The following is a 14,921-nucleotide window of genomic DNA, read 5'->3' as shown; positions in this document are numbered from 1 at the left end:
GTGTCCTGGGTGGGCCGGTCCGTGCCGGGGCGGTCCGCCGTCGCCGGGTGGGGGCCCGCGCTCTGAGAGACTGGGGCGCGATGACGGGGACGGACAGATGGCTGAGGCACGTAGATGACCGGGACGCGTAGTGACTGGGGCACCGAGCCGGCCGGAGCGCTGAGATGAGCGCGGCGACGACCGGGGAGCCCATGCGGGCACGCGCCGAGATCGATCTTGGTGCGCTGCGCGCCAACGTGCGCGCACTCCGGGCCCGAGCGCCCCGTGCCCGGCTCATGGCTGTGGTCAAGGCGGACGCGTACGGCCACGGCATGCTGCCCTGCGCCAGAGCCGCACTCGCGGCCGGAGCCGACTGGCTCGGCACCGCGACCCCGCAGGAGGCCCTAGCCCTGCGCGCTGCCGGAATCCGTGCCCGGCTGCTCTGCTGGCTCTGGACGCCCGGCGGGCCGTGGCGGGAGGCGATCGAGGCCGATATCGACGTGTCCGTGGGCGGCATGGGGGCGCTCGACGAGGTGCGGGCCGCGGCGCGGGCAAGCGGCCGCACGGCACGTATCCAGCTCAAGGCCGACACCGGTCTCGGCCGTGGCGGGTGCCAGCCCGCCGACTGGCCCGAACTCGTCGGCGAGGCTGTCGCAGCTGAGGCCGAGGGGCTGGCCGTGGTCACCGGGGTCTGGTCGCACTTCGCGTGCGCCGATGAGCCGGGCCACCCGTCCATCGCCGCGCAGAAGGACCGCTTCGACGAAGCCATCGCGTACGCCGAGAAGGCGGGACTCAGCCCCGAGGTCCGGCACATCGCCAACTCACCGGCCGTACTGACGCTGCCCGGGACGCAGTACGACCTGATCCGTCCGGGCGTCGCGCTCTACGGGATCTCGCCCGTCCCGCAGCTCGGCAGCGCCGCGGACTTCGGACTGCGCCCCGTCATGACGCTCAGCGCACGCCTGGCCATGGTCAAACATGTACCGGCCGGGCACGGTGTCAGCTACGGCCACCACTACATCACCCCGTCCGAGACCACCCTCGGCCTGGTCCCCCTCGGCTACGCGGACGGTGTCCCGCGCCACGCTTCGGGCAGGGGCCCGGTGCTGGTCGGCGGCAGAGTACGGCGGGTCGCGGGCCGGATCGCCATGGACCAGTTCGTCGTGGACCTGGACGGTGATGAACCGCCGGCGGGCGCCGAGGCGGTGCTCTTCGGGCCGGGCGACCGGGGTGAGCCGACCGCCGAGGACTGGGCGGAGGCCGCGGACACGATCGCGTACGAGATCGTCACCCGTATCGGGCCACGTGTGGACCGTGTGTACGTGAACGAGGAACCGGACGGTGAGCAGCCGGCCGGGTGACCAGGGGCGGGTCGGCGGACAGCGGGTCGGTGTGGGCTGGGTGGCGAGTGTTTCTGCCGTGAGCGTCCGGGCCGCGGAAGTTCAGTGGCCGGGGCACAAGCCGGGCTACGTGCAAGCCGGGCGATGCACAAGCCGGACTACGCACAAGCCGGACTACGCACAAGCCGGACTACGCACAAGCCGGACGATCATGAGCCGGACGACCAGGAGGAGAGCGGCATCGTGAGCGAGAACACCAGCGCGAATGTGGTCCAGGCCGCAGCGGCGGGCGTCGGCTGGCGAAGGGCCGGGGGCATCGCCGGCGCCGCGATCGGGGTACTCGCGGCCGGTGCGGCAGCGGGTGTGGCGGTCGAGCGGCTGACGGTCGGCCGCGGTATGCGCAAGAAGGCACGGCTCGCGCTCGACGCTTCGGGCCCGTACGGCTCACTGCGCGGCACGCCGGGCCGGGCGATCGCCGACGACGGCACGGAGATCTACTACGAGGTCGACACGGCGGACGAGGCCGATGCGCGCGACGCCTTCGAGCTGGGGCCGCCCGGGGACGCCACGGGGCAGGGCGGCGACGAAGCACCCGGCACGAAGCCGGGCGGGACCGGTGCGGCCGGGGCCTCGGGAGCGACCGCAGCCGGAGCGGCCGGCGGCGGTCGGGCGTCCGGGACATCTGCAAAAGGCCGGCCGGCCGGGGCGGCTGAGCGGCGTCCGGCCGGGCGCGGAGCGGCTCAGCCCGCCACTGTCGTCTTCTCGCACGGCTACTGCCTCAACCAGGACTCATGGCACTTCCAGCGCGCGGCGCTGCGCGGTGTGGTCCGTACCGTCCACTGGGACCAGCGCAGCCACGGCCGCTCGGAGCGTGGCCGGGCGCAGGCCGAAGGCGTACCGCTCACCATTGACCAGCTCGGCCGGGACCTGAAGGCGGTGATCGACGCGGCGGCGCCGGAGGGGCCTCTGGTGCTGGTGGGGCACTCGATGGGCGGGATGACGATGATGGCGCTCGGCGACCAGTTCCCCGACCTGATCAGGGACCGGGTGGTCGGCGCCGCCTTCGTCGGCACCTCCTGCGGGAAACTCGGGGAGGTCAGTTTCGGACTGCCGGTGGCGGGTGTGAACGCCGTGCGGCGCGTGCTCCCCGGCGTACTGAAGGCGCTCGGTACCCAGACGGAGCTGGTGGAGCGGGGGCGGCGGGCCACTGCGGACCTGTTCGCCGGGCTGGTCAAGCGGTACTCGTTCGGTTCGAAGGATGTCGATCCCGGCGTGGCCCGGTTCGCGGAACGGCTGATCGAGGGCACTCCGATCGATGTGGTCGCGGAGTTCTATCCGGCCTTCACCGACCACGACAAGGCGGACGCGCTGGCCGCGGACTTCGCCGAGGTGCCCGCACTCGTCCTGGCCGGCGAGAACGACCTGGTGACACCGAGTGCGCACAGCCAGATTATCGCCGATCTGCTGCCCGCGGCCGAGCTGGTCATCGTCCCCGACGCCGGGCACCTGGTCATGCTGGAGCATCCGGAGATCGTGACCGGCCGGCTGGTGGAGTTGCTGGCGAGGGCGGGCGCGGTACCGGCAGACGCTAACGTTGGCCTGTATGGAAGCCCCGCACAGCCCGGCAGCTGACACGGCCGCCGCCGCATTCGACATCCGTCTGACCATCGACTCCCCCGACCGTATGCAGGAGTTGGGCCGTCGCCTCGCCGTACTGCTGCGCCCCGGCGATCTGGTGATGCTCTCCGGCGAACTCGGCGCGGGCAAGACCACTCTCACCCGCGGCCTGGGCGAGGGGCTCGGCGTGCGGGGCGCGGTCACCTCACCGACCTTCGTCATCGCCCGGGTCCATCCGCCGCTGGGGGCCGGCCCCGCGCTGGTGCATGTGGACGCGTACCGCCTGGGCGGTGGGCTGGACGAGATGGAGGACCTCGACCTGGATGTCTCGCTGCCCGAATCGGTGATCGTGGTCGAGTGGGGGGACGGGAAGGTCGAGGACCTGTCGGACGACCGCCTCCGCGTGGTCATCGAGCGGGGCGTGGGCGACACGGACGACGAGCGGCGCGTGGTGACGGTCAGCGGGTACGGAGCCCGCTGGGCGGAGGAAACCCAGCGTGAGGAGTCCCAGCGGGAGGGGTCCCAGCGTGAGGCGATCCGACGGGCAGCCTCCCAGCCGGAGGAAACCCGGCGGGCGGAGACCCGGCGGGCGGGGCTTGAAGCGCTTCGGGCGCTGGGGGAGGGCTGAGCGAGGGAACCCGGGCGCTCGTCGGGCCGAGGAGGGGGTGCAGGCGTACGCGTCTGCGTATCCGGAAATTCACCCCGTACTTTCCGACAAGCCGTCGGCAAGGTGTTGCACAGATCCCACCGGCCGTGGTCACATGGATACCAAGACTTGGTTAGGTCTACCTAACCATGCCTGATCGAGGAGGCCGCCATGTCCGCATCGGAGACCGAAGCGAAGTCGCCGTCCCCCATGTCTATGCGCGATCTGCTCGCCTCCTGCGAGGCGGCGAACGCCGTGTCCACACCACCGCGGGCCCCCGAGCCGGAGCCTGCCCCCGTCACCGGGGAGCCTGAAGAAGAGCGTGACGCCGCGTAATCCGTATGGGTTAATGCTCGGCTGCGTCGGTCGGCCGTGGGCGGATGCAGGGATCACGCGGTTCGCGTGAAACGGGTCCGGGCGAGCAGAGCCGGGCGAGCGCGGCTGGGGCGAGTGGGGCTGGGGTGAGTGGGGGCAGTGCGCGGCCCGGAGTTGCAGAAGGTCATGGCGCCACGACGATCGCTTACGGCACCACGACGATCTTCGTACCGTACGTCGCGAGCGGCCACATCGCGTTGCCGTCCGCGCGCTTCATCCGGATTCCGCCGGTCTTCTGCTCGGGGTCGGGGCTGGCCATCGAGTTGTCCGTGGCCGCGCTGAAGCCGACCGTCACCCCGTTGACGCTGGCGAACCGCACCACGTGTTCGATCGGAACCCCGTCGGAGCCCACCGTGCTGCCTGTGCGCGAAGTCACCTGGTAGGCCCCTGGTCGCGGGCTGACGGCACTCGGCATGACCTCGAAGGTCCGTACGCCGGCACCGGTGTCGCTCACCAGCCACACCCGTTTCGCCGCCAGCGAGTACACGACGCGGGAGCCCGCACCCGAGCGCGGCGGCACCGCGTGGCTGTTCTGGTTTCCCGGCTTGGGAGTGCTCGACGGGCTGGCCGGGGAGGTCGCGGAGGACGAGGGCTTGGGGGCGGCAAGGCTGGCCGGGGCATTCGCCGACGCCTGGTAGGCGAGGAAGCCGACCACGGCAAGAGCTGCCCCGGTGAGCCCGGCCACGATTCCCGAGCTGCTCCTTGACACCTGACGCTCCCCATTTCTCGTACGTATGAATTCTCGGTGACGTTAGCAGCAGTGGGCTGACCGGACGGGGCGCCGTGCCTCCGTCCCGGGAGCCGTAGGCTGTTCGTGTGCTTCTGCTCGCCGTTGATACCGCCACGCCCGCCGTCACCGCAGCCCTCCACGACGGGACATCCGTGGTCGCCGAGTCCAGCCGGACCGACGCCCGCCGCCATGGGGAACTACTGCTGCCCGCCGTCGACCATGTCCTCGCCGAAGCCGGACTGAAGCTGGACGCCGTCACGGGCATCGTCGTCGGCGTCGGGCCGGGACCTTACACCGGGCTGCGGGTCGGGCTGGTGACGGCCGCCACATTCGGTTCCGCGCTCGGCGTGCCCGTGTACGGGCTGTGCACGCTGGACGGTCTTGCCTACGCGTCCGGGCTCGAAGGCCCCTTCGTTGTCGCGACGGACGCACGGCGCAAAGAGGTCTACTGGGCGCGGTACGACGGATTCCGCACACGGCTGGGCGAGCCCGCCGTGGACCGGCCTGCGGACATCGCGGAGCAGGTCGCGGGGGTGCCCGCGGTGGGGGCCGGCGCGCTGCTCTACCCCGACGTCTTCCCCGACGCGCGAGCTCCCGAGCACGTATCGGCGGGGGCCCTCGCGGCTCTGGCAGCCGAGAAACTGACGCGGGGCAGCGACGCCGACAAGGGCGGTGCCGACGCGGCAGAGACGGATGGACGCGACACGGTGACTGCTGAAGGGTTCCTTCCGGTCACGCCGCTCTATCTGAGGCGCCCTGACGCCCAGGTGCCCAAGAACTACAAGGTGGTCACCCCGCAGTGACAGCCGTACTGCGCGAGATGCGCTGGTGGGACATCGCGCCCGTGCTGGAACTGGAACACGAGCTGTTCCCCGACGACGCCTGGTCCGACGGCATGTTCTGGTCCGAGCTGGCCCACGCGCGCGGGCCGGCCGCGACCCGGCGCTACGTTGTCGCGGAAACGGACGAACGGATCGTCGGTTACGCGGGGCTCGCGGCCGTCGGCGGCATGGGCGACGTACAGACGATCGCATCGGCGCGGGATCAGTGGGGCACCGGCCTCGGCGCCGAGCTGCTCAGCGATCTCCTCAGACACGCCACCGCCTTCGAGTGCGCCGAGATCCTCCTCGAAGTACGGGTCGACAACATCCGTGCCCAGAAACTCTACGAACGCTTCGGCTTCGAGCCCATCGGCTTCCGCCGGGGCTATTACCAGCCGGGCAATGTGGACGCGCTCGTCATGCGCCTCGAACTGCGCCCGGAAATGGGCCTCGCACAAGGAACAGAGATCCATGGCTGACGAACCTGTCGTACTCGGTATCGAGACCTCCTGCGACGAGACGGGGGTCGGTATCGTCCGCGGTACGACGCTGCTGGCGGACGCCGTCGCTTCGAGCGTCGACACGCATGCCCGTTTTGGCGGCGTGGTCCCGGAGATCGCTTCGCGGGCGCACCTGGAGGCGATGGTTCCGACCATCGAACGCGCCCTCAAGGACGCCGGGGTCGCCGCGAGGGATCTCGACGGCATCGCAGTGACGGCGGGACCCGGTCTCGCGGGGGCGTTGCTGGTCGGTGTATCGGCGGCGAAGGCGTACGCCTACGCGTTGGGTAAACCGTTGTACGGCGTCAACCATCTGGCATCCCACATCTGTGTGGACCAGCTGGAGCACGGGCCATTGCCCGAGCCGACCATGGCCTTGCTGGTGTCCGGCGGACACTCGTCGCTGCTGCTGGCGCCCGACATCACTGCGGATGTCCGGCCCCTGGGCGCGACGATCGATGACGCGGCCGGCGAGGCCTTCGACAAGATCGCGCGCGTGTTGAACCTCGGCTTTCCGGGCGGCCCGGTCATCGACCGGCTGGCCCGGGAGGGAGACCCGAAGGCGATCGCGTTCCCCCGCGGGCTGACGGGGGCACGGGACGCGGCGTACGACTTCTCGTTTTCCGGGCTCAAGACATCGGTGGCGCGCTGGGTCGAGGCGAAGCGGGCGGCAGGCGAGGAGCTTCCCATAAGAGACGTGGCGGCGTCGTTCCAGGAGGCGGTCGTCGATGTCCTCACGCGTAAGGCTGTACGTGCCTGTAAGGACGAGGGTGTCGACCACCTGATGATCGGTGGTGGTGTCGCCGCCAATTCCAGGCTGCGGGCGCTCGCCCAGGAGCGCTGCGAGCGGGCCGGCATCAGGCTGCGGGTGCCGCGCCCCGGGCTGTGTACGGACAACGGGGCCATGGTTGCGGCGCTCGGTGCCGAAATGGTGGCGCGGAACAGGGGGGCGTCGGACTGGGCCCTGTCTGCGGACTCGTCGCTGCCGGTGACGGACCCGCATGTGCCGGCGGTGGCATCGGATCAGGCGGCGGGAACCGGGCATGCCCAGATGGACGGTGACCCGGGGCATGGGCAAACAGGCGGCCACGGGCATGGTGGCGGGCACGTACACGACCATGACCACGTCCACGAAATCAGCAAGGACAACCTCTACTCATGACCGTCGCGCTGATGTGGGAGGCCCGTGCGGTCGATGGGCGGGGTGCTGAACTGCTGGAGTGGGTACGGCAGCAGGCAGCACAGGCACAGGCGGTGGCTCTCGGCGCCGACATGGACGCTACAGAGGGCCCGCTGCGCCGCGAGTTTCTGCGTGCCCCTCAGGACCGAGTGCTGGTCCTCACCTGGTGGGACGCGCCTTACGATGCGGACCTGCCCGAACTACCCGAACCCGACGCCGGTTTGATCACACGGGCGGTCCACCGTTGGCGTTTTGAATCGGTAGGGGTGGAGTAGGACCGCTGTGGCTGTGCTGTCCTGCTGCCATTCCTACTCCGCGTAGTTGCGCGGCGTGTTCAGGTAGACGTGGCCGGTCGGGCTGACCCAGGTGGTGATTCCGGTGACTGAGTCCCGTGTGACAGTCCAGTTGCCCCGGTGCTTCATGAGGTGGTGGCGACGGCAGACCGGGATGAGATTTTCCGGGACTGTCTGCCCGCCTGATTCGGGACGGTCGTGATCGAACTTCTTGACGTGGTCAAGGTCGCATCGCTGTGCTGGCATGCGGCAGGACGGGAAGGCGCACTGCTGGTCCCGGGCGACGACATGGCGTTCAGTTTCGGCGGTGGGGCGGTAGGTGGTGGGGTCTGTCTTGATGAGTAGCCCTGTTCTGGGGTGAGTGATCAAGCGGCGCCAGATCGTCCCCTCGGCGAAAGCGAGGGTGCGGGCCTGTGTGGCGGTGATGGGGCCGTAGCCCTTCAGTTCCGCTGGGTCTTCGCTCGCGCCGATCAGTACGTCAAGGGGCACGGTGACGTGCACCAGGGCGGTAGGGGCAGCGGAATAGTGCCCGGAGAGGCCTTGGGGGGCCTTGGGGTTCGCGGGCAAGTTCGAACCGGTCGGCAGTACCGGGCGGTTGAGGATGAGATCAGCCAGGGCGTCCACTCGACGCTGGCTCAGGGTGCGGTTGTCCACGACGAGGGTGGTGGCGTGGGCGTCGACTGCTTGGTCGAAGCGGGCTCCGAGCTCCGCAGGTACGGTGGCGCCCCAGGTGACCATGCCGTCGTCTTGCGGATAGCGGACGATCTCCCGCTCTTTCGTGCGCAGTTCCAGTCGGCGTTGGTAGCCCTCGGGGTCCGCCTTGATCACCTGACGGCGCAGCGCTCGGGAACTCTGGCCGGTGGCCTGGGTGGGCATCCTCGTCGCCATGGCCGACTCGACTCGGGCGGCAGCCTGTGGTTCGAGAACCCGGCAGGCGTTGGCGAGATTCCTGGCCTGCATGTAACAGATCTCTCCGCCTTCGAGCAGGCCGAGCGTCCCGGCGTACCGGCCGGCCAGTTCCTTGGCGATCTGAAGCCGCTCGGTGGCGGTGGAGTTGCTGATGCGCAGTGCACACGCCACTTCTTCGGTGGCGTAGTCCCCGTGGTTCAGGAGTTGGGTGTCGACATCGCTCTCACCGGTGGGCGCTGCCTCGGCATGAGCGGCGATGTCCGCCAGCAGATGGACTTGGCGGGCAGCGAACCATGCTGCGTGGCGCTCAAGGACGGCCAGGGCGTCGATACGTCCGCGCGGTGACAGTTTCTTTGTCTCCAGGGATCCGAGCAGCGCAGCAGTCTGGGCTGACGGGGCTGTTCCTCTTAGATGGGCGGCCCAGTCATCCGGTGTCTGGGGTCCGGCTGCGACAGATGGAACTGACGGGGCTTCCGGTCCTGGTCCCGGGGGTGATGCTGCTGCCGGTGTTGACGGTGTTGTCGGCGCCGACCGAGTTGGTGGAGTTGAAGGAGCGGGTGGATCCGGCTGGTCTGGTGAGCCGGGCAGTCGGAGCTGGACGTTTTCGTCCGCCCCGTCCGCCCCGTCCGGCCCTTTCGGCGTGACTGGCTCGGCCGGTTCGTTTACCCCGCCCGTCGACATGCTCAGTGGCTCGTGTTCGCTGGATGAACTGAACGTCCCGGATGAAGCAGGTGATTCAGACTCAGCTCTGTCCAGTACAGCGGTCCGGGAGCCATACGTCAGCCGGGCGGTCTCGATTCGGCTTACGCGGATGGGCCGAGTGGCCCGGCTGGTCCCTACCTTTTGGCGCGTCTGATCAGTCTGGATGGTCATGGCCCACACCCCCGTGATTGGCCTCAACTCTCGCCGTCCCCTTTGGCAAGTCGTCTCCCTATCGTTACTCACTCTCTGTAGTAATGCCAGCTCGCTGCGGGCTTTCACTCGTATGAATGGCAGATCCGGAGGATGGAACTCAACATCTCGACCTTGTCGTAGCCATAGATGAGAGGTGTCGGACGCTCGCCCGTAGGGCATCTTTCGGGTGTAAGGGCAGGGGGCAGCGGGGTTCATCGTCCGCAGGTGTCCGGTCAGGCCGCGCGGGTGTGACCGTAAGGCCCACCGGTCTGAGCAGGTGTTGTTCGGTCTGGCCAGTTGCGCCCAGTCCGGAGTGGAATGGATTCAGCCGAGCCGTCTTCCCTCTACGCTGTGGCGCCATGCCTCCCACATCGCCCGCCATGGACCTCGACCCCGCCCGTCGTGCCGCCTTCGCTCAGGAACTGCAGCGCGCGCTCATGGCGCAGTGCGCCGGGTCGGTGGCAGCGTTGCGTGGGTCGCTTGCCCGGGGGACATCGGATCCGTACAGCGACATTGACATTGCCTGGATGGTGCCCAGTGCGCAGTTCGATACCTGTGTGGCTGCCGTCGAGCGCTGCCTGGGGGCAGTGCGAGCAGTCGTCTCGCTGCGGAGCGATCCCGATGTGCGACGGTCCTGCGGTCGAAGGCTGTTGTTCCTGGCCTTCCGGGATATGCCGCTGTTCTGGCGGCTGGATCTGGAGATCACGACATTGTCTTCTGAGCCGGCCGAGCCGGCCGAGCCGGCCGAGCTGGCTGGAACGGCCGGAACGGTCAATCGTGTCGGCGTGGCCGGGCCGGTCAGTCGGGTCAGCCCGGCCGGCCCGGCGGGAGGAAGTAGCCCTCGGGGGCAGGTGCAGGCGCAGATATCGGGAGACGGCGCATCAGCAGGGCTGGGAGACCCCGAGTGGTCTCTTGCGACCAGTGCGCTCGCCAATGCAGTGGCGGTCGTCAAGGCAGTGCTCCGCGGGCAGCCGGAGGTGGCAGCGGGACTGCTGAAGCGCGGTCTGAGCCGGGTCGGTGCCGGAGGGCCGGCGAGCGGCCGGTGGCGGGCGGACGTCATTCGGCTCGCCGACGCGGCCGCCTGCCACGAGCCCGCTCAGCGCCCCCTCGCCGATCAAATCAAACGTCTCGCGGCCGAGCTGCTGCCGGAGTGACCACCCGGAGCGCGACCGGCACCCGGACGGCGTACACCGGCTCTCACCTGTGCCACCCGTCCCGTGCCGCCCCCCTGCGGTGTGCACTCCACGGCACCGCGGCCCCCAGGCCCCCCGCCCCCTCGGCAATCACCTCTGCCCGAATCCCCCCGGGCCCCCACCCACTCTCAGGAGCAACTGGTCCCGTAAGCCGGCACTTTCCCGTCCAGCAGATAGGCGTTCGCCCTGCCGTCGATGCACGCGCTGCCGTTTCCGTACGAGCAGTGGCCCTCGCCGCCCTTCCAGGTGACCAGCACTCCGACTCCCTTCCCGAGCCGCCGCGCCATGGCCTTCGCCCCGCCGTACGGGGTGGCGGGGTCACCCGTGTTGCCGATGACCAGAATCGGCGGCGCGCCCTTCGCGCTGACCTCCATATGCTTCATTGCCCCCTTGACCGGCCAGTACGTGCACTGGTTCAGGGCCCACGCGAACTGTGCGCCGAACAGCGGCGACGCCTTCCGGAAGGCGGGCAACTGCCGTTCGATCTCCGCCTTCCCCACCGGGACGCCGAAGTCGGCGCAACTGGTGGCCGCGAAGACGTTGTTGCTGTTCGAGTAGTGCCCCTTGGCGTCGCGACCCGTCATGCTGTCCGCCATCGTGAGCAACGGCGCGGGGTTGTGTGTACGGAGGTACACGGCGACCGCGTTCGCCATGCGCGGCCAGCCGGAGTCCGGTGAGTACAACGCGCCCTCGATCGCCGTCAGGGCGAGCGAATCGGTGAGCGTGCGGCCCGTCCTCGCGCCTGCGGGGTGCTTCTCCAGGCCGGTCACCAGATCGGTGAGTACCTTCTCCACCCCCTCGGGGGTGGAGCGGTGCAGCGGGCAGAGATACGTGGCCGCGACACAGGAACGCGCGAAGTGGTCCAGCGCCAGCTGAAAGCCCTTCAGCTGGTACAGGGCCCCTTGCGTGAAGTCCTTGTCGGGGTGCATGACGCCGTCCAGCACCGCACGGCCCACCTTCCCGGGGAAGAGATGGGCATAGGTCGCGCCCAGCTCCGTGCCGTACGAGAAGCCGTAGTAGTTCAGCTTCCTGTCGCCCACGGCCGCACGAATCCGGTCTAGGTCCCTGGCCACATTGGTGGTCGTCAGATACGGCAGGAGAGGGCCGGACTTCTTCGCGCAGTGCGCCGCGAAGTTACGGGTCGCGTCCATCCACTGCCGGACCTCGGTGGGGGTGTCGGGCGTGGAGTCGACCGAGTTGAGCGCATCGGTCTCCCGGTCGGTGAGACAGTTGACGGGCTCGCTGTTGCCGACTCCGCGCGGATCGAAGCTCACCAGGTCATAGCGGGTGTTGAGCTTCGCGAACGTAGGCGTGAAGGCAGGCAGCGTGTCGACACCGGAGCCGCCGGGGCCGCCGAAGTTGTAGATGAGTGAACCGATGCGCTTGCCGGGCCCTGTCGCGCGATGACGGATCAGTGCCAGCGGGATCGTTTTTCCCCCGGGTTTGGTGTAGTCGAGGGGAACGTTCAGCGTGGCGCAGGTCCAGCCGGAGCCCGGCGCCTTTCCCCCGCCCTGCGCCTGGGAAGGGGCGGGGCACGTGGTCCAGGCCGACGGGGCCGGGGCCGGAGGCCTGGCGACGGCGCCCTCGGCCGTCGACGGGGTGTCAGCTGCTGTCGGCGTGTCAGCAGGCGACGCTGTGGCAGCAGGCGGGGCCGGTACGGCCGCGACCGCCGGCCCGCCAAGCAGCAGGGAAGCGGCAGCGGCGCACCCCACAGCACGGCCGAATGCACGACGAGGCACGCCGATCCATGTCTTACGGGGCGGCTCGTGGGCGGGAGCTGCCGGAGGCGGCGTACGGAACGACGTACGCAGCGACGACAGGAACAGTGTACGAAGCGGTGCGGGGTCGGGCAGGGGGAGCAGTGCGGGGCCGGGCGGGGAGAGCGGCGCGGGGCCGGGCGCGTGGAATCGTGCGGGGAGGGACGAGCGGAGCGACAAACGCGCCGACAGGCGCGATGGCTTACGAGGCGTCATATTTTCATCCTCTGACGACCCGTCGGATACCGCCTGGCACACGGGCCGTACGGGGGACAGGCAGACAGTGGCCGATCGCCCGGCCCGCCCGACTTCAGCAAGCCGACCCCACTACCCCCGACCCCACTACCCCCGACCCCACCACCCCTGACCCCACCACCCCCGTTCCAGCACACCCGCCCCCAGCACGCCCAGGTTGCCCGCCGGGGCAATTCGGATCCGGATTGCCGACCGGCTCTTCGGCGCTTGGTGCCTGTACGCGTAACCTTGAAGGATGGAACGCACGGGCCGGGGGGAAGGGCCGCAAGTGAGCTGGTTCTGGTGGGTGTTCATATTCTTCATGGTCGGCGGCTTCGGCTGGGTCGCGGATACGGGCCGCACCGCGCTGCGCACTCGCCATGAGCGCCGGATGGAGCGGCTGGAGACAGCTGAGCGGGAGCGCAGGGAGATCGAGGCGGCGAACAAACCGCCCGAGCCGGTCTGCGGCTGCACACACCACCTCGCCAAGCACGACCGGCAGGGAAAGTGCCATGAGACCGTCGAAGTACCGATGTCCTGGGATGAGAACAAGAAGCCGCTGAGCTTCGAGCCAGGGGTTTGCAACTGTCAGCAGTACGTGGGTCCGCAGCCGTTGTCCCAGGTGTACGCGGAAGATCTGACCGACCTGGCCTGACCGACCTGGCCTGACCGGCCTGCCACGACCGGCCGCCGACCGGCAACGCCGGCCCTGCTTGACGGGGCCCTGGCTGATGAGACCCGGCTTGACGAGGCCCACCCCCGGTGGAGAGAGCCGAAGGGACACAGGGAGCAGCGTCAGGCCCTGTCGCTCCGACAGGCCCTGTCGCCCCGTCAGGAACCGGCAGGCTGCCCGATCAGCATCATCGGCGCGCCCGCGACCCGGGTGAGGATCACGGTGGCCGCGTTGGGTCCCTGGGGCTTGACCCGGCGGCGTACCTCCTCCGGTTCGACTGCCGAGCCGCGCTTCTTGACCGTGAGGTTCCCGACTTCCCGCTCTCGCAACAGGGCTTTCAGCCTTTTCAGGCCGAAGGGGAGTTCATCCGTGATCTCGTAGGCCGTCGCGTACGGCGTCGGGCGCAGTTCGTCCGCCGTGATGTAGGCGATGGTCTCGTCGATGAGCCCGCCGCCGAGCTCCTCGGCCACCTCGGCGACGAGATGGGCGCGGATGACGGCGCCGTCCGGTTCGTACAGATACCGGCCCGGCGTCCGTACTTCGGGGTCGGGGAGTCCGCGGTCTGTGAGGGTGGCTCCTGACGGAAGCAGGGTGGCGCGGCGCAGCCCCGGTTCCGTGCCGAACCAGAGGACCGCTTCCTTGACGTCACCGCTGTCGGAGATCCACTCCGCTTCGGCGCCACTGGGGACCATCTCGTGCGGGATGCCGGGAGCGATCTTGATAGCGCCCGCTGTCCCGTGCGACGGACCGGAGGCGATTCGGTCGGTCACTGCACCCGTGGCCCAGGACAGCGGCGGTGAGTACGCCTCGGGGTTGAAGATCCGGCCCCGCCCGCCACGCCGTGCAGGGTCGACGAAGACCGCTTCGTACGGATCTGTGACGACCTGTGACACATCTGTGCACCGCACCTCGATCAGGCTGCTCAGCCCGAGGACGGCGGCGTTGGCCCGTACGACTTCGGCCGTCAGCGGATCACGGTCGACCGCCAGTACGGAGATCCCGGCGCGGGCGAACGCCAACGCGTCCCCGCCGATACCGCAGCACAGGTCGGCGACGTTGCGTACGCCCAGGCCGGCGAAGCGGCGGGCGCGGTACTCGGCGACGGATTTACGTGTGGACTGTTCCACGCCGTTGGGCGTGAAGAACATCCGGTGCGCGTCGTCGGCGCCGAATTTCGGGACGGCCCGCTGCCGCAGGCGCGCCTGGGCGAGGGCCGTGGAGACCAGCTCGGTGGGGTACGTGCGGCGCAGCCGGGTGGCGACGGCCAACTCCTGGGAAGGGTCGTACTCCCGTAGCGAGGCGAGCAGGGCGGCGCCCTCATCGGTGAACAGCGTGGTGAAGGCGTCGAGGTCGGTCACCCGTCCATTGTGGGTGATGCGGTTCATGTGGTTCGTGTGGGTGATCCGGGTGGCTTCGGGTAGTGCGGATGGTGCCGGATATGGGGGCCGGATGCGGTGGGGGCGGTGCCCGGCGTGGTGCGGGCGGGCGCAGCCGTACGTCCGGTGAGGCCTTGAGTGGTACACGGCGCACGGCGCACACCACACGGCACACGACGCCCCCGGCCGGGGCCGGGAGGAGGAAGCCGCAGCAGACATGGCCGGGGCTCATTGGCACTCCGCTTGACCGAGTGCTAACTGCCGTCCTAGTCTCAGTTCTGGCACTCCCCACGGGAGAGTGCCAAATCTGGCGACGGGCCGGTCCGGCACCCGCGACGACGGATCCATCCGGTCGCCACTCAGACAGTTCACCCCGTGAGATCTCCGAAGGGGGAGACCGGATC

Annotated in this window: 13 protein-coding genes and 1 pseudogene; 10 read left to right on the top strand and 4 right to left on the bottom strand. The window is 69.5% G+C overall.

Annotation, left to right across the window (positions count from 1 at the left end; translation table 11 throughout):
• Nucleotides 1–164: 164 nt before the first annotated feature.
• The 4 genes and pseudogenes from alr (at nt 165) to ACWGKJ_RS01680 (ending at nt 3,918) form a co-directional block, all read left to right on the top strand.
• The gene (gene alr, locus ACWGKJ_RS01695) at nt 165–1,340 is read left to right on the top strand and encodes an alanine racemase (RefSeq protein WP_385022310.1); all 1,176 of its coding nucleotides are present in this window, start codon (nt 165–167) and stop codon (nt 1,338–1,340) included.
• A 222-nt stretch (nt 1,341–1,562) separates the two neighbouring features.
• Nucleotides 1,563–2,951, top strand: a complete 1,389-nt coding sequence (locus ACWGKJ_RS01690) for an alpha/beta fold hydrolase (protein ID WP_385022313.1) — start codon at nt 1,563–1,565, stop codon at nt 2,949–2,951.
• Nucleotides 2,923–3,420 (top strand): annotated as a pseudogene (gene tsaE, locus ACWGKJ_RS01685) (tRNA (adenosine(37)-N6)-threonylcarbamoyltransferase complex ATPase subunit type 1 TsaE); the annotation flags it as partial. The gene ACWGKJ_RS01690 and the pseudogene tsaE, both read left to right, overlap by 29 nt.
• Nucleotides 3,421–3,753: 333 nt before the next feature.
• Nucleotides 3,754–3,918 (top strand): hypothetical protein, encoded by a 165-nt coding sequence (locus tag ACWGKJ_RS01680; protein ID WP_385022316.1) that lies wholly within the window; start codon nt 3,754–3,756, stop codon nt 3,916–3,918.
• Nucleotides 3,919–4,102: 184 nt separating this feature from the next.
• Here the strand turns inward: ACWGKJ_RS01680 and ACWGKJ_RS01675 are convergent, their stop codons facing one another.
• Nucleotides 4,103–4,666, bottom strand: coding sequence for a hypothetical protein (locus ACWGKJ_RS01675; protein ID WP_385022319.1), 564 nt, complete (start codon nt 4,664–4,666; stop codon nt 4,103–4,105).
• A 107-nt stretch (nt 4,667–4,773) separates the two neighbouring features.
• On the opposite strand from ACWGKJ_RS01675, the gene tsaB reads away from it, so the two are divergent.
• From tsaB to ACWGKJ_RS01655, 4 genes are read left to right on the top strand one after another with little or no spacing between them, the layout of a single operon-like run.
• Nucleotides 4,774–5,490 carry a tRNA (adenosine(37)-N6)-threonylcarbamoyltransferase complex dimerization subunit type 1 TsaB gene (gene tsaB, locus ACWGKJ_RS01670; RefSeq protein ID WP_385022322.1) on the top strand — a complete coding sequence of 239 codons (717 nt, stop codon included), beginning with the start codon at nt 4,774–4,776 and terminating at the stop codon, nt 5,488–5,490.
• 17 nt (nt 5,491–5,507) lie between these two features.
• Nucleotides 5,508–5,987, top strand: coding sequence for a ribosomal protein S18-alanine N-acetyltransferase (gene rimI / locus ACWGKJ_RS01665; RefSeq protein WP_385022350.1), 480 nt, complete (start codon nt 5,508–5,510; stop codon nt 5,985–5,987).
• Nucleotides 5,980–7,170: a tRNA (adenosine(37)-N6)-threonylcarbamoyltransferase complex transferase subunit TsaD gene (gene tsaD, locus ACWGKJ_RS01660; RefSeq protein WP_385022325.1), complete on the top strand. Its 1,191-nt coding sequence runs from the start codon at nt 5,980–5,982 to the stop codon at nt 7,168–7,170. Before rimI ends, tsaD begins: the two co-directional genes overlap by 8 nt.
• Nucleotides 7,167–7,463 (top strand): hypothetical protein, encoded by a 297-nt coding sequence (locus ACWGKJ_RS01655; RefSeq protein ID WP_385022328.1) that lies wholly within the window; start codon nt 7,167–7,169, stop codon nt 7,461–7,463. Before tsaD ends, ACWGKJ_RS01655 begins: the two co-directional genes overlap by 4 nt.
• Nucleotides 7,464–7,496: 33 nt before the next feature.
• Here ACWGKJ_RS01655 and ACWGKJ_RS01650 read toward each other — a convergent pair whose 3' ends face one another.
• Nucleotides 7,497–8,738 (bottom strand): DUF222 domain-containing protein, encoded by a 1,242-nt coding sequence (locus ACWGKJ_RS01650; RefSeq protein ID WP_453315658.1) that lies wholly within the window; start codon nt 8,736–8,738, stop codon nt 7,497–7,499.
• Nucleotides 8,739–9,664: 926 nt separating this feature from the next.
• Here ACWGKJ_RS01650 and ACWGKJ_RS01645 point away from each other — a divergent pair.
• Nucleotides 9,665–10,438: a nucleotidyltransferase domain-containing protein gene (locus tag ACWGKJ_RS01645; protein ID WP_385022331.1), complete on the top strand. Its 774-nt coding sequence runs from the start codon at nt 9,665–9,667 to the stop codon at nt 10,436–10,438.
• 167 nt (nt 10,439–10,605) lie between these two features.
• On the opposite strand, the gene ACWGKJ_RS01640 is transcribed toward ACWGKJ_RS01645, so the two are convergent.
• Nucleotides 10,606–12,216, bottom strand: a complete 1,611-nt coding sequence (locus ACWGKJ_RS01640; RefSeq protein ID WP_385022334.1) for an alpha/beta hydrolase — start codon at nt 12,214–12,216, stop codon at nt 10,606–10,608.
• Nucleotides 12,217–12,757: 541 nt separating this feature from the next.
• On the opposite strand from ACWGKJ_RS01640, the gene ACWGKJ_RS01635 reads away from it, so the two are divergent.
• Complete coding sequence (locus ACWGKJ_RS01635; RefSeq protein ID WP_385022356.1) at nt 12,758–13,123, top strand: hypothetical protein; 366 nt, start codon at nt 12,758–12,760, stop codon at nt 13,121–13,123.
• Nucleotides 13,124–13,299: 176 nt separating this feature from the next.
• On the opposite strand, the gene ACWGKJ_RS01630 is transcribed toward ACWGKJ_RS01635, so the two are convergent.
• On the bottom strand, nt 13,300–14,526 hold the full coding sequence (locus ACWGKJ_RS01630; protein WP_385022338.1) for a THUMP-like domain-containing protein: 1,227 nt from the start codon (nt 14,524–14,526) through the stop codon (nt 13,300–13,302).
• Nucleotides 14,527–14,921 lie beyond the last annotated feature (395 nt).

This window comes from Streptomyces sp. NPDC054757, from assembly GCF_053612185.1.
Note: the sequence above shows the minus strand (reverse complement) of the source record. Positions and strands in the feature narration are given on the sequence as shown.